A 19804-nucleotide genomic window follows, 5' to 3' on the forward strand; every position below is an offset into this window, starting at 1 on the left:
AACCAGTCGGGGGCCGCTTGTCCGGCCCGGTCGCTCGATGGCCATTACCGAAAGCAGAATTTGAGTGGAGAACACCATGAGTGCAGTTCAAAGCGTCGGCCCGCAAGCATTGCCGGCACTGCAGGAACAGGTCGAGCAGATCCTCGCCGAAGCCAGGCGACAGGGCGCCAGCGCGTGCGAAGTGGCGGTGTCGCTGGAGCAGGGGCTGTCGACGTCGGTGCGCCAACGCGAAGTGGAGACCGTCGAATTCAATCGCGACCAGGGCTTTGGTATCACCCTTTACGTGGGGCAGCGCAAGGGGTCGGCCAGCACCTCGGCCAGCGGCCCTGACGCCATTCGCGAAACAGTCGCCGCTGCATTGGCGATTGCCCAGCATACGTCCGAAGACGAAGCCTCCGGCCTGGCCGATGCCGCGCTGATGTGCAAGGAGCTCAAGGACTTCGATCTGTTCCACGCCTGGGACATCACGCCCGAGCAGGCCATCGAGCAGGCACTGCGCTGCGAAGCGGCGGCATTCGACGCCGACAGCCGGATCAAGAATGCCGACGGCACTACGCTCAATACCCACCAGGGATGCCGCGTCTATGGCAACAGCCATGGTTTCATCGGCGGGTACGCATCGACGCGTCACAGCCTCAGCTGCGTGATGATCGCCGAGGCCGACGGGCAGATGCAGCGCGACTACTGGTACGACGTGAGTCGCCAGGGCACATTGCTGGCGGACCCGGTGAGCATCGGCCAGAAGGCTGCGCAACGGGCCGCCAGTCGCCTGGGCGCGCGGCCTGTGCCGACCTGTGAGGTGCCGGTGCTGTTCTCCGCCGAGTTGGCCGGTGGCTTGTTCGGCAGCTTCCTGTCAGCGGTGTCCGGCGGCAACCTGTACCGCAAATCCTCGTTCCTCGAAGGCGCGCTGGGCCAGAAATTGTTTCCGGAATGGATGACCATCGACGAGCGTCCGCACCTGATGCAGGCCATGGGCAGTTCGGCTTTCGACGGGGATGGCCTGGCCACCTATGCCAAGCCGTTCGTGGAAAACGGCGAGCTGGTTTCGTACATCCTCGGCACCTATTCGGGTCGCAAGCTGGGCATGCCGAGTACCGCTAACGCCGGTGGCGTGCACAACCTGTTCGTCACTCATGGCGAGGAAGACCAGGCAGCGCTGCTGCGGCGCATGGGGCGTGGGTTGTTAGTCACCGAGCTGATGGGCCATGGCTTGAACATGGTGACCGGCGATTATTCCCGTGGCGCGGCGGGGTTCTGGGTCGAAAATGGCGAGATCCAGTTCCCGGTCCAGGAAGTCACAATTGCCGGCAACATGCGCGATATGTTCAAGCAGATCGTGGCGGTGGGCAGCGACTTGGAGCTGCGCAGCAACATCCGCACCGGCTCGGTGCTGATCGAGCGAATGATGGTGGCGGGTAGCTGAAACTCATCGCATCAAAAAAGGCGCGTCATCCGTTGGGATGACGCGCCTTTTTTGTGCCAGCAGAAACCCGAGACAAGAGAGCTTTTGTGGCGAGGGAGCTTGCTCCCGCTCGGTTGCGCAGCGACCGCAAAATCCTGGGGCCGCTGCGCGACCCAGCGGGAGCAAGCTCCCTCGCCACGACGGTGAGTGCTATCTTGCTGTTGTGTTGGTTCTTATTATCATCTAATAATGAATCTCATTCGCCGATTGAGCCCCGGTCATGAGTCCTGCCCTGCACGAACAACCCTACCTTGAAAACTGGCGCTGGATGAGCCGCCAGATCCGCTGCGCGATGAGCCCGGACGAGCCGCGGCTGATCGAACACTACCTGGCCGAGGGGCGCTACCTGGCCTGCTGTACCGCCACGTCGCCGTGGATGATTGGCGAAACCGCCTTCCGGCTGTTGCTCGACACCGCTTCGGATGTCGCGCTGCCCTGGCACTGGCGCACCCTCTGCCTGGATCAAGCTTGGCGTCCTTTGCGTGAACTTGAGCGGCAAGCGCTTTGCCGCTGCCGCCTCAAGCGTTGGCAAAGCCATGCCTGGGCGCTGGCTACCTGCGCGCTGGAGCCATCGATTTCCCTTATTGAACTGGAGCAAGGATTTCCCGATGAGTAATACCCGTATCGAACGCGACAGCATGGGTGAACTTCAGGTCCCCGTGGACGCACTCTATGGCGCGCAGACCCAGCGCGCGGTGGATAATTTTCCGGTCAGCGGCCAGCGCATGCCGGCGCAGTTCATTCGTGCCCTGATCCTGGCCAAGGCCGCAGCCGCACGAGCCAATGTCGAGTTGGAGCAAATCAGCGTCGCCCAGGGCAAGGCCATCGTCGATGCGGCCCAGGGCCTGCTCGAAGGCGACTTCATGGCGCATTTTCCGGTAGATATCTTCCAGACCGGCTCCGGCACCAGTTCCAACATGAACGCCAACGAAGTGATTGCCACGCTTGCCAGCCGCTTGCTGGGAGAGGTGGTCAACCCGAACGACCACGTCAATTATGGCCAGAGCAGCAACGACATCATCCCCACCAGCATTCATGTCAGCGCCGCGCTGGCCCTGCACGAGCAATTGCTGCCGGCGCTGTTGCACCTGGTCCAGGTGATCGAACGCAAGGCCGAAGAGGTCCATCCCTTCATAAAGACTGGCCGCACCCACCTGATGGATGCCATGCCGGTGCGCTTGAGCCAGGTGCTCGACGGTTGGGCGCAACAGCTCAAGGCCAACATCGGCCACTTGCAGGATCTGTTGCCGAGCCTGCAGTCCCTGGCCCAGGGCGGTACGGCGGTTGGCACCGGCGTCAATGCCCATCCACGCTTCGCCGAATTGTTCAGCCAGCAGCTGACGCAACTGACCCAGGTGCAATTCACCCCGGGCAAGAACCTGTTCGCGTTGATCGGCTCCCAGGACACTGCCGTGGCGGTTTCCGGGCAGCTCAAGACCACCGCCGTGTCGCTGATGAAAATCGCCAACGACCTGCGCTGGATGAACTCAGGGCCGCTGGCCGGCCTGGGCGAGATCGAGCTCGAGGGCCTGCAGCCGGGCTCCTCGATCATGCCCGGCAAGGTCAACCCGGTCATTCCCGAAGCCACCGCCATGGTCGCAGCCCAGGTCATCGGCAACGACGCGGTGATTACCATCGCCGGCCAGTCGGGCAATTTCGAACTCAACGTGATGCTGCCGATCATCGCCCAGAACCTGCTGAGCAGCATCGCCCTGATGTCCACCGCCAGCCGATTGCTGGCGGATAAGGCCATCGCCACGTTCAAGGTCAACGAAGCCAGGCTCAAGGAAGCGCTGTCGCGCAATCCTATCCTGGTCACGGCACTGAATCCGATCATTGGTTACCAGAAGGCCGCTGAAATTGCCAAGAAGGCTTATCAGCAAGGTCGCCCGGTGATCGATGTCGCCTTGGAACACACCGACCTGTCGCGCGCCGAACTGGAGATCCTGCTGGACCCGGAAAAGCTCACCGCGGGCGGTGTGTAACCCCGACACTTGTGTGGAGGACTCATCATGGAGCATTGGAAACGTACGATCGAACGGGCCAATCACCATTTCCTGCAGGGCGAGTGGGTGGATGCCCGCGAAGCCTACCTGCAAGCCCTGGCCCTGGCGCAGGTGTTGTTCGAGCGTTGGGCGGATGCCGACGAAGCCGTGGCCGCCTGTGTCGTGTCGCATCATAACCTGGCGGATCTGCACTTGCGCCTGAACCAGCCGGAGGAGAGCGCCGAATACCTCTGCGCGGTTCACCAACGGTTATTGCAGACCATGCAGGACGAACGCCTGGCGCCGGCCCTGCGTGCCGCCGCGATGCGCCAGAGCCACAGGACCTATGTCGAACTGCTGAATTTCATCAGCGAGCATGGCGAGTACCCACGCACTCAGCGCCTGCTGCACAACGCTGCCGTTTCGTCCCGGCACAGCCACGTCCCTTACCATTACGGAGTCCACTGAGATGGCTTTCACCTTGCCTGCATTGCCTTACGCCTACGACGCCCTGGAACCGCACATCGATGCGCAGACCATGGAGATTCACTACACCAAGCATCACCAGACTTATATCAACAACCTCAACGCGGCGGTGGATGGCACTGAATATGCCGATTGGCCCATAGAAAAACTGGTGGCCAGCGTGGAGCAATTACCGCAGGCGCTACGAGCCGCGGTGATCAACCAGGGCGGTGGTCATGCGAACCACTCGCTGTTCTGGGAAGTGATGACGCCCCACGGTGGCGGGCAGCCGGACGGTGCGCTGGCAGCGGCGATGGACGCGCAGTTGGGCGGTCTCGATCAGTTCAAGGAAGCCTTCACGAAAGCGGCACTGACCCGCTTCGGCAGCGGCTGGGCCTGGTTGAGTGTGACCCCGCAAAAGACTCTGGTGGTGGAAAGCAGCGGCAACCAGGACAGTCCGCTGATGGGCGGCAACACGCCGATCCTGGGCCTGGACGTCTGGGAGCATGCCTATTACCTGCTGTATCAAAACCGCCGTCCGGAATACATCAACGCGTTCTACAACGTGATCAATTGGCCAGAAGTCGCCCGGCGCTACCAGGCTGCGCTTGCTTGAGTTCTTATAAACAACCCAAGGCTGACTATGGACACTGAAACTCTGGCGATAGGCGGCGGGCGAATGTTCCGCTATGCCTTGGGCTCGCTGTTGCTGTTGGCCGGCATGACATTGTTGGCGGCCCAAGGGCTGGCGTGGCTGGACCTTGAGCCAAAAATATTGCGTGCGCTCCAGGGCGGTGGGCTTTGCGCCTTGGGTACGGCGTTGGGCGCGGTGCCGGTGCTGGTGATACGGCGCATGCCTCAGGCCATGAGCGACTCGCTGCTGGGCTTCGGGGCCGGGGTGATGCTCGCCGCCACCGCGTTTTCGCTCATCGTGCCGGGCATTGCCGCAGCCGAGCAGTTGGGCTTCACGCCTTGGGCGGCCAGCGGGCTCATCTGTTTCGGCATCCTGTCGGGGGCGTTCGGACTGTACCTGGTGGACCGCAAGGTCTCTGCCAGCCCTGAACGACTGGTTGCGACGCCAGGACGACCGGTTATTGCGCCGCGGATCTGGTTGTTCGTGTTCGCCATCATCGCCCACAACATCCCGGAAGGCATGGCGGTGGGCGTTTCGGCGGGCGGCGGCATGGCGGATGCCGATAGCCTGGCGATGGGCATCGCTTTGCAGGATGTGCCGGAAGGGCTGGTGATTGCGCTGGTGCTGGCCGCGGCGGGGATGTCGCGGGTCAAGGCGTTCCTGATTGGCGCAGCGTCAGGGCTGGTCGAGCCGGTGTTCGCATTGCTTTGTGCCTGGCTGGTGACGTTGGCCGAGGTGCTGTTGCCGTTGGGGTTGGCGCTGGCCGCCGGAGCGATGCTGTTGGTGGTGACCCATGAGGTGATTCCAGAATCGCGCCGCAATGGGCACGAAAAACTGGCGAGCCTGGGGCTTTTGATTGGGTTCTGCTTGATGATGGTGATGGATACGGCGTTGGGGTGATGCAAAATCTGCAAGTGAATGAGGTTTTGTGGCGAGGGAGCTTGCTCCCGCTCGGCTGCGAAGCAGTCGTAACATCTGTGTTGAGAAAGAGGGGCTGCTTCGCAGCCCAGCGGGAGCAAGCTCCCTCGCCACGGGTCAATCAGCGGCGGCTGAATTACTCGCCTTCGTCGAAATAGTTGTTGATCAGCTCCACCAGCGCATCCATGGCTTCCTGCGCCTGTTCACCTTCGGTACTCAAGTGGATCTTGGTGCCTTTACCCGCAGCCAGCATCATCATCGCCATGATGCTCTTACCGTCGACTGTTGCCTCCGGCGTGCGCCCGACCCTGATCGTGGTATCCGGAAACTTACCCGCGACACCGACAAATTTCGCCGACGCGCGGGCATGCAACCCCAGCTTGTTGATGATTTCAATTTCCCGAGCAGGCATCGCGGTGTGAATCCTTTAGCTGAGGTCGCGGTGGCGGACCTGGACATTCTTCAAGGTTTGTTGCAGGAGCTGACCCAGGCGTTCCGTGAGGTACACGGAGCGGTGATGACCGCCAGTGCAGCCGACGGCAATCGTGACATAGGCGCGGTTGTTGGCGGCAAAACGCGGCAGCCATTTGAGCAGGTAGCTGGAGATGTCCTGGTACATTTCCTCGACGTCCGGCTGGGCGGCCAGGTAGTCGATCACCGGCTGGTCGAGCCCGGACTGCTCGCGCAGTTCAGGTTTCCAGTAAGGGTTGGGCAGGCAGCGGACATCAAACACCAGGTCGGCATCCACCGGCATGCCACGCTTGAAGCCGAACGACTCCACCAGGAACGCCGTACCGGGTTCCGGCTGGTTCAGCAGGCGCAACTTGATGGTGTCGCGCAACTGGTACAGGTTCAGGTTGGTGGTGTTGACCTTCAGGTCCGCCAGGTCGGCAATCGGCCCCAGCAGTTGGCTCTCGTCATGGATCGCTTCCGCGAGGGAGCGGCTGGCGTTGCTCAAGGGGTGGCGTCGGCGGGTTTCCGAAAAGCGCTTGAGCAGGGTTTCTTCGTCAGCGTCCAGGTACAGCACGTCGCATTGGATATGCCGGTTGCGCACTTCCTCGAGCAATTCTGGAAACCGCGACAAATGGCTCGGCAGGTTGCGAGCGTCGATGGACACGGCTACCAGCGGTTGCGCCAGCTCGGTATGGATCAGGGCGCGCTCGGCCAGTTCCGGAAGCAGGCCGGCCGGCAGATTGTCGATGCAATAGTAGCCGCTGTCCTCAAGGACGTTGAGGGCCGTGCTTTTACCGGAGCCGGAGCGGCCACTGACGATAATCATGCGCATGTTTAATGGCCGTTCTGCTCGTCCAGGACTACCTGATACAAGGCTTCGTTGCTCGGGGCGCTGCGCAGTTTTTCGCGTACTTCCTTGCGGTCGAGCATGCTGGCGATCTGACGCAGCAGCTCAAGGTGCGCATCGGTCGCCGCTTCCGGGACCAGCAATACGAACAGCAGGTCGACCGGGGCGCCGTCGATGGCGTCGAAATCGATGGGGGCTTCAAGGTGTAGCAGCGCACTGATCGGCGCGGAACAACCCTTGAGGCGACAATGGGGAATGGCGATGCCGTTGCCAAAACCGGTGGAACCGAGTTTTTCACGGGCAACCAGCGCCTCGAAAACGTCCTGCATTTCCAGATCCGGCACTTCGCGGTGGATCAGGTTGGCGATTTGTTCGAGGGCTTTCTTTTTACTGCCACCCGGCGCGTTCACCTGGGAACGGCCGGGGGTCAGGATGGATTCTAGTCGGATCATGGATTGGGGGGGTTAACGACCGGTTGCGCCCTGGAGGAGGCTCTGGGTCTTTTCCTTATGCTTTTTGAGTTGGCGATCCAGCTTGTCGGTCAGCAGGTCAATCGCGGCATACATGTCTGAATGCTCTGCGTTGGCAACCACTTCTCCGCCGGGGATATGCAGCGTGGCTTCGATTTTCTGCAGCAGCTTCTCGACGTTCATCGTGACTTGCACGTTGGTGATCTTGTCGAAATGCCTTTCCAATCGGTCGAGCTTTTCGCCGATGTAGGTGCGCAGGGGTTCGGTCACTTCCAGTTGGTGTCCACTGATGTTGACTTGCATACAGCTTCTCCTTCGTTGCCAGTGCATAAAGCGGCAGGCAGAAATACCTGCCACTGGAACGCTGTGGCGTGGCCTATTACATCAACCGCTTGCGTTCGCTCGAAGGTGCGATTCCCAGGGATTCGCGGTATTTGGCGACGGTACGGCGGGCCACCTGAATGCCTTGTGCCTCCAGTAAACCAGCGATCTTGCTGTCACTCAACGGCTTTTTCTGATTTTCCGCGGCGACCAGTTTTTTAATGATCGCGCGGATGGCCGTGGACGAGCATTCACCGCCTTCGGAGGTACTGACGTGGCTGGAGAAAAAGTATTTCAATTCATAGATGCCCCTTGGGGTATGCATGAATTTCTGGGTGGTCACCCTTGAAATCGTCGACTCGTGCATGCCCACCGCCTCGGCGATATCGTGCAGGACCAACGGTTTCATCGCTTCGTCGCCATACTCCAGGAAGCCGCGCTGATGCTCGACGATCTGGGTGGCGACTTTCATCAGGGTTTCGTTGCGGCTTTGCAGGCTCTTGATGAACCAGCGCGCCTCCTGTAACTGGTTGCGCATGAAGGTATTGTCGGCGCTGGTGTCGGCGCGCTTCACGAAACCTGCGTATTGGGCATTGACCCGCAGCTTGGGTACCGATTCCTGGTTCAGCTCCACCAGCCAGCGATCATTGTGTTTGCGCACGATCACATCGGGGACGACATACTCGGGCTCGGTGGACTCGATTTGCGAGCCGGGGCGCGGATTCAGGCTTTGCACCAGTTCGATGACCTGGCGCAGCTCATCTTCCTTGAGCTTCATCCGGCGCATCAGCTGGCTGTAGTCGCGGCCGCCCAACAGGTCGATGTAATCGGTTACCAGGCGCTTGGCTTCGGCCAGCCATGGCGTCTTGGCGGGCAGCTGGCGCAATTGCAGCAGCAGACACTCACCGAGGTTGCGAGCGCCGATGCCGGCGGGTTCGAATTGCTGGATGCGGTGCAGCACGGCTTCGATCTCGTCCAGCTCGATATCGAGCTCCGGATCGAAGGCTTCGAGGATCTCTTCGAGGGTCTCGTCCAGGTAGCCCTGGTTGTTGATGCAATCGATCAACGTCACCGCGATCAGCCGATCGGTGTCCGACATCGGCGCCAGGTTCAATTGCCACAGCAGATGGCTCTGCAGGCTTTCACCCGCGGACGTGCGAGTGGTGAAGTCCCACTCGTCGTCATCGCCGCCTGGCAGGCTGCTGGCGCTGGTCTGGTAGACGTCTTCCCATGCCGTGTCTACGGGCAGGTCACTGGGAATGCGTTCGCTCCATTCGCCATCGTCGAGGTTATCTACCGTCGGGGCGGCTTCCTGATAGGACGGTTCCGGGACCTCCGGGGTGGTTTTCTGCTCGACGTTGTCGGCCAATGGGTCGGTGTTGTCGAAGTCGTCGCCTTCTTCCTGGCGTTCGAGCATCGGATTGGACTCCAGGGCCTCCTGGATTTCCTGTTGCAGGTCCAGGGTCGACAATTGGAGTAGGCGGATAGCCTGTTGCAGCTGCGGTGTCATCGTCAGCTGCTGGCCCATTCTCAAGACTAGCGATGGTTTCATGGCTGGGGCTTAACACCTTATTCGCCGGCGCACATGCGCCATCCACTACAGGGCGCCGGAGCGCCAAACTTAAGCAAATTATATGCCTGAAACTGAAGTGTTTGCCTAGGGGGCGATCTCAATTAATTGAGGGCGCCCCGGCATCCGCCAGGCCACCTTTGCTTAAAGGCGGAACTCATGACCCAGATACACTTCCTTGACCAGTTCGTTGGCCAGGATGGTGGCGGAGTCGCCCTCGGCGATCAGCTGGCCATCGTTGACGATGTAGGCGGTTTCGCAGATATCCAGCGTCTCGCGCACGTTGTGGTCGGTGATCAGCACGCCGATCCCTTTGGCCTTGAGGTGATGGATGATCTGCTTGATGTCGCCCACGGAAATCGGGTCCACGCCGGCAAACGGCTCGTCGAGCAGAATGAATTTCGGCGCGGTTGCCAAGGCGCGGGCGATCTCCACGCGGCGACGTTCGCCACCGGACAGGCTCATGCCCAGGTTGTCGCGAATGTGGCTGATATGGAACTCCTGCAGCAGGCTTTCCAACTCCTGGCGACGGCCAGCCTTGTCGAGCTCCTGGCGGGTTTCCAGGATCGCCATGATGTTGTCGGCCACCGACAGCTTGCGAAAGATCGACGCCTCTTGTGGCAGGTAGCCAATGCCAGCCTTTGCCCGGCCATGCATCGGCCGGTGGCTGACGTCCAGATCATCGATCAGTACTCGACCCTGGTCGGCCTGCACCAAGCCGACAATCATGTAGAAGCAGGTGGTCTTGCCCGCGCCGTTGGGGCCGAGCAAGCCTACGATCTGGCCGCTTTCGATGGACAGGCTGACGTCACGCACTACTTGGCGGTTCTTGTAGCTCTTGGCCAGATGCTGAGCTTTCAGAGTTGCCATTACTGGGCCTTCTGCTCGTCGGTTTTCTTCTTCGGCTGGATCACCATGTCGATGCGCGGGCGCGATTCGGTGACCTTGCTGCCAGTGGCGCGACCGGCGCTGGCGAGTTTCTTGTTGGTGTCATAGACGATTTTCTCGCCCTGGGTCACGTTATTGTCCTTGTCGACAACCTTGGCGCGGTCGATCAGCACGACACGGTCCTGGGACGCATGATACTGGATGGTGACGCCATAGCCCTGGACCGGCTTGGTGTCGCCCGCGGTCTGCATCTGCTCGAAGTAGGCCAGGTTGCCCACCGAGGTCACCACGTCGATGTCGCCGGACTGGGTGCGCGTGATGGTCACGGTGTTGCCGGTGACCTTCATCGAGCCCTGGGTGATGATCACGTCGCCTTTGTAGGTGGCGACGCCGTTCTTGTCGTCCAGTTGCGCGTCGTCGGCCTGGATGCGGATAGGCTGGTCGCGGTCGGTGGGGAGGGCCCAGGCGCTCGCGCTTCCCAGTGCTGCGCCCAGACTGAGCAAAATAGGGAGGGTTTTAGCGAGCTTCATACTGTCCTCTTACGTTCGATAGCAGGTGTATCCTGCTTTCCTTCAAATAGGCCTTCATTCCCGTGCCGGTCGACACGCCGCCGGCGCCGTCGATTCTAACGGGTTGCTCGGTCTGCGCATATTGGCGCTGCGGGAAGACTGTCATACGGGTACTGGTAATGATGGTCGTACGGTTCTTCTCATCGGTCCGGGCCACGCGTACCGAGTCGATCAGTTCCACCTCGGTGCCGCCGGGATTGACCTCGGCACGCTCGCTTTGTACGTGCCACGGAAATTCCGTGCCGCGGAACATGTTCAGGTCCGGCTTGGTAACCAGCGTGATGTCGCTGGCCTTCACGTGATCGACCTTGTCCGAGGTCATCTCATACTGCACCTTGCCGTCAGGCAGGTACTGCAAGGTATGCGTGTTGGTCGCGTACCAGTCGATATCGTTCTCCGGCGCCTGGACCGCGGGCTGGTCGAGGAAGCGTTCCGGGCTGATGTTCCAGTAGCCCACCGCCGCGAAGATCGCGGCGATACAGCCGAACACCAGGATGGTGCGAATTTTCTTGCTTAGCATAGGTGGCTCACAGGTACGCGGCGTTGGCCGCTTCGAGGTGGCCCTGGGCACGCAGGATCAGTTCACAAAATTCTCGGGCCGCGCCTTCGCCGCCCCTCGCCGTGGTAACGCCATGGGCGTGCTCGCGTACGAAGGCGGCCGCGTTGGCCACGGCCATGCCCAGGCCGACACGGCGGATCACCGGAAGGTCTGGCAGATCGTCACCAAGGTAGGCGACCTGCTCATAGCTTAGATTGAGTTGGCCGAGGAGTTCGTCCAGCACCACCAATTTGTCTTCGCGGCCCTGATAAAGGTGCGGGATGCCGAGGTTCTTCGCGCGCCGTTCGACCACTGGGGTCTTGCGGCCACTGATGATGGCGGTCTGCACGCCGGTGGCCATCAGCATCTTGATGCCCTGGCCATCAAGGGTGTTGAACGTCTTGAATTCGCTGCCGTCTTCGAGGAAGTACAGGCGGCCATCGGTCAGCACACCATCCACGTCAAACACTGCCAGTTTGATTGCTTTGCCGCGTTGCAACAGGTCTGTGCTCATTTACATGACTCCCGCACGCAGCAAGTCGTGCATATTCAGGGCGCCCACCGGGCGGTCTTCGTCGTCGACCACCACCAGGGCGCTGATCTTGTGGTCTTCCATGATCTTCAAGGCTTCGGCGGCAAGCATTTCGGCCCGGGCCGTCTTGCCGTGGGGGGTCATGACCTCATCGATGGTCGTGCTGTGGATATCGATGGTGCGATCCAGGGTACGACGCAGGTCGCCGTCGGTGAAGATCCCGGCGAGCTTGCCGTCCGTCTCTAGAATAACGGTCATGCCCAGGCCCTTGCGGGTCATCTCCATGAGGGCGTCCTTGAGCAGCGTGCCACGCTGTATCTGCGGCAATGCATCTCCCGCGTGCATCACGTTTTCGACTTTGAGCAGCAGCCGGCGGCCCAGGGCGCCACCGGGGTGGGAGAAAGCGAAATCTTCGGCGGTGAAGCCCCTGGCTTCCAGCAAGGCCACGGCCAGGGCGTCGCCCATGACCAGCGCCGCCGTGGTGGAAGAGGTGGGTGCCAGGTTCAGCGGGCAGGCTTCGTGTTCGACGTGCACGTTGAGGTTCACCTCGGCGGCCTTGGCCAGCGGCGAGTCAGGATTGCCGGTGAGGCTGATCAACTGGATGCCCAGGCGCTTGATCAGCGGCAGCAGGGTGACGATTTCATTGGTGGAGCCGGAGTTCGACAGCGCCAGGATGATGTCGTCCCGAGTGATCATGCCCATGTCGCCATGGCTGGCTTCAGCGGGGTGGACAAAAAACGCCGGGGTGCCGGTGCTGGCCAGGGTCGCGGCAATCTTGTTGCCGATGTGCCCGGATTTACCCATGCCCACCACGACCACGCGGCCCTTGCTGGACAGAATCATCTCGCACGCACGTACGAAATCAGCATCGATATGGGCCAGCAGACCTTGCACGGCTTCGAGTTCGAGGCGGAGGGTACGTTGTGCCGATTGAATCAGTTCGCTGGATTGGCTCATGTCAGAAATCGTATAGCCCGATGAAAAGGCGGCGATTATACCGGCAATGAACGATTCCCTCACGTTAGTTCGTCATGCTTTGTTCAGGCAGCCCCAACGCTTGACATGAAATGTGACGTTTTACCTCAAGCAAGGCTCAACGGGCGGGCGTCGGCCTTGGGCGCTTGGTCGTTGCAGTGATATAGTTCGCCGCCGGTTCGTGTGCCCGGCGTTACCGGCGTTTGTCGGCTGGCCGGGACATCCGAATATGAGGCTGCATCGCAAGGAGTTTAGATGAGTGCCGACAACGCCTACGCGGTCGAGCTGAAGGGGCTGTCCTTCAAGCGAGGGACGCGCAGCATTTTTAATGACATCGATATTCGTATCCCGCGCGGCAAGGTGACCGGCATCATGGGGCCTTCCGGCTGCGGCAAGACCACGCTGCTGCGCCTGATGGGGGCACAATTGCGTCCCAGTGCCGGCGAAGTCTGGGTCAATGGCCAGAATCTTCCAGAATTGTCGCGCAGCGATCTGTTCGATGCGCGCAAGCATATGGGCGTGCTGTTCCAGAGCGGTGCGCTGTTTACCGATCTCGACGTGTTCGAAAACGTGGCGTTTCCCCTGCGGGTCCATACGGAGCTGCCGGAAGAGATGATCCGCGATATTGTCCTGCTCAAATTGCAGGCCGTCGGGCTGCGCGGCGCCCTGGAGCTGATGCCGGACGAACTGTCCGGTGGCATGAAGCGTCGGGTCGCGCTGGCTCGGGCGATTGCCCTCGATCCGCAGATCCTCATGTACGACGAGCCCTTCGTCGGGCAGGACCCTATCGCCATGGGCGTGCTGGTGCGCCTGATCCGCTTGCTCAACGATGCGTTGGGCATCACCAGTATCGTGGTGTCCCACGACCTGGCCGAAACCGCGAGCATTGCCGACTACATCTATGTGGTCGGCGATGGTCAGGTGCTGGGGCAGGGCACGCCCGAGGAGTTGAAGGATTCGGACAACCCGCGTATTCGCCAATTCATGAAAGGTGATCCGGACGGCCCGGTGGCGTTCCATTTTCCGGCCACGGATTACCGTACCGATCTGCTGGGGAAGCGCTGATGCGCAAGAAGTCATTAATAGAAAGAGTCCGCCTGTTCGGTCGCTCGGGCATCGACGTGGTGGCGGTACTGGGGCGTTCGTCGCTGTTCCTGATGCACGCCTTGCTCGGTCGCAGTTCGACCGGCGGCGGTTTTGGCCTGCTGGTCAAGCAACTGCATTCGGTGGGGGTGATGTCCCTGGTGATCATCGTCGTCTCGGGGATTTTCATCGGCATGGTCCTGGCGCTCCAGGGCTTCAGCATATTGTCCAGCTACGGTTCGGAGCAGGCGGTCGGGCAGATGGTTGCGCTGACCTTGCTGCGTGAGCTCGGCCCCGTGGTCACGGCACTGCTGTTTGCCGGGCGCGCCGGTTCAGCGTTGACGGCCGAAATCGGTAACATGAAGTCCACCGAACAGCTGTCCAGCCTGGAAATGATCGGGGTCGACCCGCTCAAGTACATCATTGCCCCGCGCTTGTGGGCCGGCTTCATTTCCCTGCCGGTGCTGGCAATGATCTTCAGCGTCGTGGGGATCTGGGGCGGCTCATGGGTTGCCGTCGATTGGCTGGGGGTCTATGAAGGCTCCTACTGGGCCAACATGCAGAACAGCGTCGATTTTCTCGACGATGTGCTCAACGGTGTGATCAAGAGTGCCGTATTCGCTTTCGTGGTGACCTGGATCGCCGTGTTTCAAGGTTATGACTGTGAGCCCACGTCAGAGGGGATCAGCCGTGCCACAACCAAGACCGTGGTATACGCCTCGTTGGCCGTCCTGGGCCTTGACTTTATTCTGACCGCCTTGATGTTTGGAGATTTCTGATGCAAAACCGCACCCTGGAAATCGGTGTCGGCCTTTTCCTGCTGGCTGGCATCCTGGCTTTGCTGTTGCTGGCCCTGCGGGTCAGTGGACTGGCGCCGACCGCAAGCACCGATACTTATAAACTTTATGCTTATTTTGACAATATCGCCGGTTTGACGGTCAGAGCCAAGGTGACCATGGCCGGTGTGACCATCGGCAAGGTCACGGCAATCGATCTGGATCGCGACAGTTTCACCGGTCGGGTGACGCTGCAGCTGGAAAAGCGCGTGGACAACCTGCCGACTGACTCCACTGCATCTATCCTCACGGCTGGGCTGTTGGGTGAGAAATACATCGGTATCAGCGTGGGCGGGGAAGACTCCCTGCTCAAGGATGGCGGGACCATTCACGACACGCAGTCGTCGCTGGTGCTTGAGGACCTGATCGGTAAATTCCTGCTCAATACCGTTAGCAAAGACGCCAAATGAGGAGCTTTTGAATGATCTCTATCCTGCGACGCAGCCTGCTGGTCCTGCTGGCGGCGCTGCCGCTGATGGGCAACGCCGTGGCGGCGCCTTCGGCGCACGACATCATCAAGACGACCACCGACCAACTGTTGGCCGATCTGTCGGCGAACAAGGAAAAGTACAAGCAGGACCCGGGCGCATTCTACGAGTCCTTGAATCGTATCGTCGGGCCGGTGGTGGATGCCGACGGTATTTCCAAGAGCATCATGACCGTCAAATATTCGCGCAAGGCTACGCCCGCGCAGATGACCCGCTTCCAGGAAAACTTCAAGCGCAGCCTGTTCCAGTTCTATGGCAACGCCTTGCTCGAGTACAACAACCAGGGGATCACGGTCGACCCGGCCAAGGATGAGTCAGGCGAGCGCACCAGCGTCGGCATGACGGTCAAGGGCAACAATGGCGCCGTTTACCCGGTTTCCTACACACTCGAGAAAATCAACGGCGAGTGGAAAGTACGCAACGTGATTATCAACGGTATCAACATTGGCAAGTTGTTCCGTGACCAGTTCGCCGATGCGATGCAGCGCAATGGCAATGACCTGGACAAGACCATCAACGGTTGGGCCGGTGAAGTCGCCAAGGCCAAGGAAGTTGCCGAAGACGCCCAAGAGAAGCAGCAACAATGAATGAGCCGGTGAGTGAATCGGCCGTTCGCCTGAGCGAGGCCGGCGAGCTGCTGCTCAGCGGCGTGCTCGATTACCGTACCGGCCCTGGATTGCGCAAGCAGGGCCAGGCGCTGATCGAGTCCGCGAAGACTGCGGAGCTGGTTATCGACTGTTCGGGCGTGCAGAAGTCCAGCAGCGTCGGCCTGTCGCTGCTGCTGTGCTTCATGCGCGACGCCAGGGCCGCCGGCAAGACGTGGAGCATCCGCGGGATGCCCGAAGACATGCGCGAAATAGCCCAGGTCAGCGAATTGACCGAGCTGTTGGCGCATCCCTGACCCACATCGCTGGAAGAGCCCCCTGTCAGAGTCCTGCTTCGCGGGGTTCGCAGGCGCGGGGCTTTTTTGTATGATGTGCGACCCGTGCGCACAGGGCGCCGATTGAGGTTGAGCATGCAGGCTGTAGAAGTGAAGAGCTTCCTTGAAGGAAAGCTGCCTGGTACGCAGGTGGAAGTTGAAGGCGAAGGCTGTAACTTCCAGTTGAACGTGATCAGCGATGAACTGGCGGCGTTGAGCCCAGTGAAGCGTCAGCAGAGCATCTATGCCCATTTGAACCCATGGATTGCTGATGGCAGCATCCACGCGGTCACGATGAAATTTTTCAGCAGCGCGGCCTGGGCCGAGCGCACCTGAGCCCAAGGGCCTCGAGATTCTTATGGATAAACTGATTATTACCGGCGGCGTTCGTCTTGATGGCGAAATCCGTATTTCCGGGGCAAAGAACTCCGCCCTGCCGATCCTGGCCGCGACGCTGCTGTGCGATGGCCCGGTGACCGTGGCCAACCTGCCGCACCTGCACGACATCACCACGATGATCGAGCTGTTCGGTCGCATGGGCATCGAGCCTGTGATCGACGAGAAGCTCAGCGTCGAAATCGACCCGCGCACCATCAAGACCCTGATCGCGCCGTACGAACTGGTGAAGACCATGCGTGCGTCGATCCTGGTACTCGGCCCGATGGTCGCTCGTTTCGGTGAAGCCGAAGTCGCCTTGCCTGGCGGTTGCGCCATCGGTTCGCGTCCGGTGGACCTGCACATCCGTGGCCTCGAAGCCATGGGCGCGGTGATCGACGTCGAAGGCGGCTACATCAAGGCCAAGGCGCCTGAAGGCGGCCTGCGTGGCGCGCATTTCTTCTTCGACACCGTCAGCGTGACCGGTACCGAAAACATCATGATGGCCGCCGCCCTTGCCAAGGGCCGCAGCGTGCTGCAAAACGCTGCCCGCGAGCCTGAAGTCGTCGACCTGGCGAACTTCCTGATCGCCATGGGCGCCAGGATCAGCGGCGCCGGCACCGACACCATCACCATCGATGGCGTCGAGCGCCTGCACTCGGCCACCTATAAAGTGATGCCGGACCGTATCGAAACCGGCACCTACCTGGTAGCCGCCGCCGTCACAGGTGGTCGCGTCAAGGTCAAGGACACCGATCCGACCATCCTCGAAGCCGTCCTGGAAAAACTCAAGGAAGCCGGTGCCGAAGTCACCTGCGGTGAAGACTGGATCGAAGTGAACATGCACGGCAAGCGGCCGAAAGCCGTCAACGTGCGGACCGCTCCATACCCGGCGTTCCCGACTGACATGCAGGCGCAGTTCATCTCCCTCAACGCCATTGCCGAAGGCACGGGCGCGGTGATCGAGACGATCTTCGAAAACCGTTTCATGCACGTCTACGAGCTGCACCGCATGGGCGCCAGGATCCAGGTCGAAGGCAACACGGCCATCGTCACCGGGACCGAAAAACTGAAAGGCGCGCCTGTCATGGCGACCGACCTGCGGGCTTCGGCCAGCCTGGTCATCTCTGCACTGGTTGCCGAAGGCGACACGCTGATCGACCGCATCTACCACATCGACCGTGGCTACGAGTGCATCGAAGAGAAGCTGCAGATGCTCGGCGCCAAGATCCGTCGCGTACCGGGCTAGTACCGGCTGAACGGGCACACGGAAGTGCCCTCTGATTTCGTTTCACATCGAGGGTGGTTGCACCCTCGATGTCTGTCTGGCGCCGCTTGCGACCAGGCATGAGTACCTTGATAAGGACTGACGCTTCCCATGTTGACCATCGCACTGTCCAAGGGCCGCATCCTTGACGACACCCTGCCGCTTCTGGCCGAAGCGGGCATCGTGCCGACCGAGAATCCGGACAAGAGCCGCAAGCTGATCATTCCCACGACCCAGGCCGACGTGCGCTTGTTGATCGTGCGCGCCACCGATGTGCCGACCTATGTGGAACATGGCGCCGCCGATCTGGGCGTAGCCGGCAAGGACGTGCTGATGGAGTATGGCGGCCAGGGCCTTTACGAGCCGCTGGACCTGCGGATCGCCCGCTGCAAGCTGATGACCGCCGGCAAGGTCGGCGCCCCCGAGCCCAAGGGCCGCCTGCGGGTGGCGACCAAGTTCGTCAACATTGCCAAGCGTTACTACGCCGAACAAGGCCGTCAGGTCGACATCATCAAGCTCTACGGCTCGATGGAGCTGGCGCCGCTGATCGGCCTGGCGGACAAAATCATCGACGTCGTCGACACCGGCAATACGTTGCGGGCCAATGGTCTTGAGCCGCAGGATTTCATCGCCGACGTCACCTCCCGGCTGGTCGTCAACAAGGCTTCGATGAAAATGCAGCACGCCCGCATCCAGGCCTTGATCGATACCCTGCGCAAGGCAGTGGAATCGCGACACCGCGGCTGATTCACCTGCGCGACTTCTGCGTCGCGCCCGTCTATCCGCGTCATAGCCAATTTTCTCAGGTGCCCACGCGAATGGACTGGTAGCTTAGGGCGCCTGAGCATTTGCCATTAATGAGGCCCTCGCCATGACCGCTCCCACCTCGATTCGCCGACTCAACGCTGCCGACCCGGATTTCGCACATCATCTGGATCATCTGCTGAGCTGGGAGAGTGTGTCCGACGACTCGGTCAATCAGCGTGTGCTCGACATTATCAAAGCCGTGCGCGAGCGTGGTGATGCCGCACTGGTGGAGTTCACCCAGAAGTTCGACGGCCTGCAAGTCGCCTCGATGGCCGACCTGATCCTGCCGCGCGAGCGCCTGGAGCTGGCCCTGACCCGAATCACCGTGCCCCAGCGCGAAGCCTTGGAAAAAGCTGCGTCCCGCGTGCGCAGCTATCACGAAAGACAGAAGCAGGATTCCTGGAGCTACACCGAAGCCGATGGCACGGTGCTTGGCCAGAAGGTCACGCCGCTGGACCGCGCCGGCCTGTATGTGCCGGGTGGCAAGGCCTCCTATCCGTCTTCGGTGTTGATGAACGCGATTCCGGCCAAGGTGGCTGGCGTGACCGAAGTGGTCATGGTCGTCCCGACTCCACGCGGGGAAATCAACGAACTGGTGTTGGCGGCCGCCTGCATCGCCGGCGTCGACCGAGTGTTCACCATCGGCGGTGCGCAGGCCGTGGCTGCGTTGGCCTATGGCACCGAAAGCGTGCCGCGGGTCGACAAGGTGGTCGGGCCGGGCAACATTTATGTTGCCACCGCCAAGCGCCACGTATTTGGCCAGGTCGGCATCGACATGATCGCCGGCCCTTCGGAGATCCTCGTGGTCTGCGACGGCCAGACCGACCCGGACTGGATCGCCATGGACCTGTTTTCCCAGGCCGAGCACGACGAAGATGCCCAGGCCATCCTGGTCAGTCCGGATGCCGGGTTCCTCGACAAGGTCGCTGCCAGTATCGCCAAGCTGCTGCCGACCATGGACCGCGCCGAGATCATCAACACCTCGATCAATGGCCGTGGAGCGCTGATCAAGGTCGAAGACATGGAGCAGGCCATCGAGGTCGCCAACCGCATCGCGCCGGAACACCTGGAGTTGTCGGTGGCCGACCCGCAAGCCTGGCTGCCGAAGATTCGCCATGCCGGTGCGATCTTCATGGGCCGTCACACGTCCGAGGCATTGGGTGACTATTGCGCGGGCCCCAACCACGTGCTGCCGACCTCCGGCACCGCGCGTTTCTCGTCGCCGCTGGGCGTTTACGATTTCCAGAAACGTTCGTCGATCATTTTCTGCTCCGAGCAGGGCGCGTCCGAACTGGGCAAGACCGCTTCGGTGCTGGCCCGCGGCGAATCGCTGAGCGCCCACGCCCGTAGCGCCGAGTACCGCATTCTTGACGAGCCATCCATTGAAGGGCAGGGGAACTGA

General features: G+C 61.0%; 25 protein-coding genes. 15 read left to right on the top strand and 10 right to left on the bottom strand.

What is annotated here, in order from left to right; translation table 11 throughout:
• Nucleotides 1-76 precede the first annotated feature (76 nt).
• The 6 genes from pmbA (at nucleotide 77) to M1E16_RS04035 (ending at nucleotide 5446) form a co-directional block, all read left to right on the top strand.
• Nucleotides 77-1423 carry a metalloprotease PmbA gene (gene pmbA / locus M1E16_RS04010; protein WP_434626111.1) on the top strand — a complete coding sequence of 449 codons (1347 nt, stop codon included), beginning with the start codon at nucleotides 77-79 and terminating at the stop codon, nucleotides 1421-1423.
• Between the two features lie 259 nt (nucleotides 1424-1682).
• Complete coding sequence (locus M1E16_RS04015; protein WP_458129263.1) at nucleotides 1683-2078, top strand: FagA protein; 396 nt, start codon at nucleotides 1683-1685, stop codon at nucleotides 2076-2078.
• Nucleotides 2071-3447, top strand: coding sequence for a class II fumarate hydratase (locus M1E16_RS04020; RefSeq protein ID WP_458129264.1), 1377 nt, complete (start codon nucleotides 2071-2073; stop codon nucleotides 3445-3447). The genes M1E16_RS04015 and M1E16_RS04020 overlap by 8 nt, the downstream gene beginning before the upstream one ends.
• A 27-nt stretch (nucleotides 3448-3474) precedes the next feature.
• The gene (locus tag M1E16_RS04025) at nucleotides 3475-3915 is read left to right on the top strand and encodes a hypothetical protein (RefSeq protein ID WP_458129265.1); all 441 of its coding nucleotides are present in this window, start codon (nucleotides 3475-3477) and stop codon (nucleotides 3913-3915) included.
• A 1-nt stretch (nucleotide 3916) separates the two neighbouring features.
• Nucleotides 3917-4528: a superoxide dismutase gene (locus tag M1E16_RS04030; protein WP_458129266.1), complete on the top strand. Its 612-nt coding sequence runs from the start codon at nucleotides 3917-3919 to the stop codon at nucleotides 4526-4528.
• 27 nt (nucleotides 4529-4555) lie between these two features.
• The gene (locus M1E16_RS04035) at nucleotides 4556-5446 is read left to right on the top strand and encodes a ZIP family metal transporter (RefSeq protein WP_458129267.1); all 891 of its coding nucleotides are present in this window, start codon (nucleotides 4556-4558) and stop codon (nucleotides 5444-5446) included.
• Nucleotides 5447-5600: 154 nt separating this feature from the next.
• Here the strand turns inward: M1E16_RS04035 and M1E16_RS04040 are convergent, their stop codons facing one another.
• The 10 genes from M1E16_RS04040 to M1E16_RS04085 all read right to left on the bottom strand — a co-directional run bounded on the left by M1E16_RS04040 (nucleotide 5601) and on the right by M1E16_RS04085 (nucleotide 12609).
• Complete coding sequence (locus M1E16_RS04040) at nucleotides 5601-5876, bottom strand: HPr family phosphocarrier protein (RefSeq protein ID WP_458129268.1); 276 nt, start codon at nucleotides 5874-5876, stop codon at nucleotides 5601-5603.
• A gap of 15 nt (nucleotides 5877-5891) precedes the next feature.
• Nucleotides 5892-6749, bottom strand: a complete 858-nt coding sequence (gene rapZ, locus M1E16_RS04045; RefSeq protein ID WP_434695848.1) for an RNase adapter RapZ — start codon at nucleotides 6747-6749, stop codon at nucleotides 5892-5894.
• 2 nt (nucleotides 6750-6751) lie between these two features.
• Nucleotides 6752-7216, bottom strand: coding sequence for a PTS IIA-like nitrogen regulatory protein PtsN (gene ptsN, locus M1E16_RS04050; protein ID WP_210642854.1), 465 nt, complete (start codon nucleotides 7214-7216; stop codon nucleotides 6752-6754).
• Nucleotides 7217-7228: 12 nt separating this feature from the next.
• Nucleotides 7229-7537, bottom strand: coding sequence for a ribosome hibernation-promoting factor, HPF/YfiA family (gene hpf, locus M1E16_RS04055; RefSeq protein WP_039592236.1), 309 nt, complete (start codon nucleotides 7535-7537; stop codon nucleotides 7229-7231).
• 76 nt (nucleotides 7538-7613) lie between these two features.
• A complete protein-coding gene (locus M1E16_RS04060) occupies nucleotides 7614-9107 on the bottom strand; it encodes an RNA polymerase factor sigma-54 (RefSeq protein WP_434695846.1) in 1494 nt (497 codons plus the stop codon).
• 162 nt (nucleotides 9108-9269) lie between these two features.
• Nucleotides 9270-9995 carry an LPS export ABC transporter ATP-binding protein gene (gene lptB / locus M1E16_RS04065; protein WP_305496791.1) on the bottom strand — a complete coding sequence of 242 codons (726 nt, stop codon included), beginning with the start codon at nucleotides 9993-9995 and terminating at the stop codon, nucleotides 9270-9272.
• Nucleotides 9995-10543, bottom strand: a complete 549-nt coding sequence (gene lptA / locus M1E16_RS04070; RefSeq protein ID WP_305496790.1) for a lipopolysaccharide transport periplasmic protein LptA — start codon at nucleotides 10541-10543, stop codon at nucleotides 9995-9997. The genes lptB and lptA overlap by 1 nt, the downstream gene beginning before the upstream one ends.
• Complete coding sequence (gene lptC, locus M1E16_RS04075; protein ID WP_434695844.1) at nucleotides 10530-11102, bottom strand: LPS export ABC transporter periplasmic protein LptC; 573 nt, start codon at nucleotides 11100-11102, stop codon at nucleotides 10530-10532. The genes lptA and lptC overlap by 14 nt, the downstream gene beginning before the upstream one ends.
• 7 nt (nucleotides 11103-11109) lie before the next feature.
• On the bottom strand, nucleotides 11110-11634 hold the full coding sequence (locus M1E16_RS04080; protein WP_305496788.1) for a KdsC family phosphatase: 525 nt from the start codon (nucleotides 11632-11634) through the stop codon (nucleotides 11110-11112).
• Nucleotides 11635-12609, bottom strand: coding sequence for a KpsF/GutQ family sugar-phosphate isomerase (locus tag M1E16_RS04085; RefSeq protein ID WP_434626092.1), 975 nt, complete (start codon nucleotides 12607-12609; stop codon nucleotides 11635-11637).
• 273 nt (nucleotides 12610-12882) lie between these two features.
• On the opposite strand from M1E16_RS04085, the gene M1E16_RS04090 reads away from it, so the two are divergent.
• From M1E16_RS04090 to hisD, 9 genes are all read left to right on the top strand, one after another.
• A complete protein-coding gene (locus tag M1E16_RS04090) occupies nucleotides 12883-13692 on the top strand; it encodes an ATP-binding cassette domain-containing protein (RefSeq protein ID WP_458129269.1) in 810 nt (269 codons plus the stop codon).
• Nucleotides 13692-14489, top strand: a complete 798-nt coding sequence (gene mlaE, locus M1E16_RS04095; protein WP_305496784.1) for a lipid asymmetry maintenance ABC transporter permease subunit MlaE — start codon at nucleotides 13692-13694, stop codon at nucleotides 14487-14489. Before M1E16_RS04090 ends, mlaE begins: the two co-directional genes overlap by 1 nt.
• On the top strand, nucleotides 14489-14956 hold the full coding sequence (mlaD, locus tag M1E16_RS04100) for an outer membrane lipid asymmetry maintenance protein MlaD (protein WP_186613429.1): 468 nt from the start codon (nucleotides 14489-14491) through the stop codon (nucleotides 14954-14956). Before mlaE ends, mlaD begins: the two co-directional genes overlap by 1 nt.
• A gap of 11 nt (nucleotides 14957-14967) precedes the next feature.
• Nucleotides 14968-15621 carry an MlaC/ttg2D family ABC transporter substrate-binding protein gene (locus tag M1E16_RS04105; protein WP_305496782.1) on the top strand — a complete coding sequence of 218 codons (654 nt, stop codon included), beginning with the start codon at nucleotides 14968-14970 and terminating at the stop codon, nucleotides 15619-15621.
• 8 nt (nucleotides 15622-15629) lie between these two features.
• Nucleotides 15630-15935, top strand: coding sequence for an STAS domain-containing protein (locus M1E16_RS04110; protein ID WP_458129270.1), 306 nt, complete (start codon nucleotides 15630-15632; stop codon nucleotides 15933-15935).
• A 114-nt stretch (nucleotides 15936-16049) separates the two neighbouring features.
• A complete protein-coding gene (locus M1E16_RS04115) occupies nucleotides 16050-16289 on the top strand; it encodes a BolA family protein (protein ID WP_007953556.1) in 240 nt (79 codons plus the stop codon).
• 22 nt (nucleotides 16290-16311) lie between these two features.
• The gene (gene murA / locus M1E16_RS04120) at nucleotides 16312-17577 is read left to right on the top strand and encodes a UDP-N-acetylglucosamine 1-carboxyvinyltransferase (RefSeq protein WP_434569795.1); all 1266 of its coding nucleotides are present in this window, start codon (nucleotides 16312-16314) and stop codon (nucleotides 17575-17577) included.
• Nucleotides 17578-17706: 129 nt separating this feature from the next.
• The gene (hisG, locus tag M1E16_RS04125) at nucleotides 17707-18342 is read left to right on the top strand and encodes an ATP phosphoribosyltransferase (protein ID WP_305496776.1); all 636 of its coding nucleotides are present in this window, start codon (nucleotides 17707-17709) and stop codon (nucleotides 18340-18342) included.
• 124 nt (nucleotides 18343-18466) lie between these two features.
• Nucleotides 18467-19804: a histidinol dehydrogenase gene (hisD, locus tag M1E16_RS04130; RefSeq protein ID WP_434695842.1), complete on the top strand. Its 1338-nt coding sequence runs from the start codon at nucleotides 18467-18469 to the stop codon at nucleotides 19802-19804.

This window comes from Pseudomonas sp. Z2-11, assembly GCF_054161305.1.

What these genes read in the sequence shown, in the direction of transcription:
- pmbA (WP_434626111.1), top strand. Translation starts at nt 77, where the DNA reads ATGAGTGCAGTTCAAAGCGTCGGCCCGCAAGCATTGCCGGCACTGCAG.
- M1E16_RS04015 (WP_458129263.1), top strand. Translation starts at nt 1,683, where the DNA reads ATGAGTCCTGCCCTGCACGAACAACCCTACCTTGAAAACTGGCGCTGG.
- M1E16_RS04020 (WP_458129264.1), top strand. Translation starts at nt 2,071, where the DNA reads ATGAGTAATACCCGTATCGAACGCGACAGCATGGGTGAACTTCAGGTC.
- M1E16_RS04025 (WP_458129265.1), top strand. Translation starts at nt 3,475, where the DNA reads ATGGAGCATTGGAAACGTACGATCGAACGGGCCAATCACCATTTCCTG.
- M1E16_RS04030 (WP_458129266.1), top strand. Translation starts at nt 3,917, where the DNA reads ATGGCTTTCACCTTGCCTGCATTGCCTTACGCCTACGACGCCCTGGAA.
- M1E16_RS04035 (WP_458129267.1), top strand. Translation starts at nt 4,556, where the DNA reads ATGGACACTGAAACTCTGGCGATAGGCGGCGGGCGAATGTTCCGCTAT.
- M1E16_RS04040 (WP_458129268.1), bottom strand. Translation starts at nt 5,876, where the DNA reads ATGCCTGCTCGGGAAATTGAAATCATCAACAAGCTGGGGTTGCATGCC.
- rapZ (WP_434695848.1), bottom strand. Translation starts at nt 6,749, where the DNA reads ATGCGCATGATTATCGTCAGTGGCCGCTCCGGCTCCGGTAAAAGCACG.
- ptsN (WP_210642854.1), bottom strand. Translation starts at nt 7,216, where the DNA reads ATGATCCGACTAGAATCCATCCTGACCCCCGGCCGTTCCCAGGTGAAC.
- hpf (WP_039592236.1), bottom strand. Translation starts at nt 7,537, where the DNA reads ATGCAAGTCAACATCAGTGGACACCAACTGGAAGTGACCGAACCCCTG.
- M1E16_RS04060 (WP_434695846.1), bottom strand. Translation starts at nt 9,107, where the DNA reads ATGAAACCATCGCTAGTCTTGAGAATGGGCCAGCAGCTGACGATGACA.
- lptB (WP_305496791.1), bottom strand. Translation starts at nt 9,995, where the DNA reads ATGGCAACTCTGAAAGCTCAGCATCTGGCCAAGAGCTACAAGAACCGC.
- lptA (WP_305496790.1), bottom strand. Translation starts at nt 10,543, where the DNA reads ATGAAGCTCGCTAAAACCCTCCCTATTTTGCTCAGTCTGGGCGCAGCA.
- lptC (WP_434695844.1), bottom strand. Translation starts at nt 11,102, where the DNA reads ATGCTAAGCAAGAAAATTCGCACCATCCTGGTGTTCGGCTGTATCGCC.
- M1E16_RS04080 (WP_305496788.1), bottom strand. Translation starts at nt 11,634, where the DNA reads ATGAGCACAGACCTGTTGCAACGCGGCAAAGCAATCAAACTGGCAGTG.
- M1E16_RS04085 (WP_434626092.1), bottom strand. Translation starts at nt 12,609, where the DNA reads ATGAGCCAATCCAGCGAACTGATTCAATCGGCACAACGTACCCTCCGC.
- M1E16_RS04090 (WP_458129269.1), top strand. Translation starts at nt 12,883, where the DNA reads ATGAGTGCCGACAACGCCTACGCGGTCGAGCTGAAGGGGCTGTCCTTC.
- mlaE (WP_305496784.1), top strand. Translation starts at nt 13,692, where the DNA reads ATGCGCAAGAAGTCATTAATAGAAAGAGTCCGCCTGTTCGGTCGCTCG.
- mlaD (WP_186613429.1), top strand. Translation starts at nt 14,489, where the DNA reads ATGCAAAACCGCACCCTGGAAATCGGTGTCGGCCTTTTCCTGCTGGCT.
- M1E16_RS04105 (WP_305496782.1), top strand. Translation starts at nt 14,968, where the DNA reads ATGATCTCTATCCTGCGACGCAGCCTGCTGGTCCTGCTGGCGGCGCTG.
- M1E16_RS04115 (WP_007953556.1), top strand. Translation starts at nt 16,050, where the DNA reads ATGCAGGCTGTAGAAGTGAAGAGCTTCCTTGAAGGAAAGCTGCCTGGT.
- murA (WP_434569795.1), top strand. Translation starts at nt 16,312, where the DNA reads ATGGATAAACTGATTATTACCGGCGGCGTTCGTCTTGATGGCGAAATC.
- hisG (WP_305496776.1), top strand. Translation starts at nt 17,707, where the DNA reads ATGTTGACCATCGCACTGTCCAAGGGCCGCATCCTTGACGACACCCTG.
- hisD (WP_434695842.1), top strand. Translation starts at nt 18,467, where the DNA reads ATGACCGCTCCCACCTCGATTCGCCGACTCAACGCTGCCGACCCGGAT.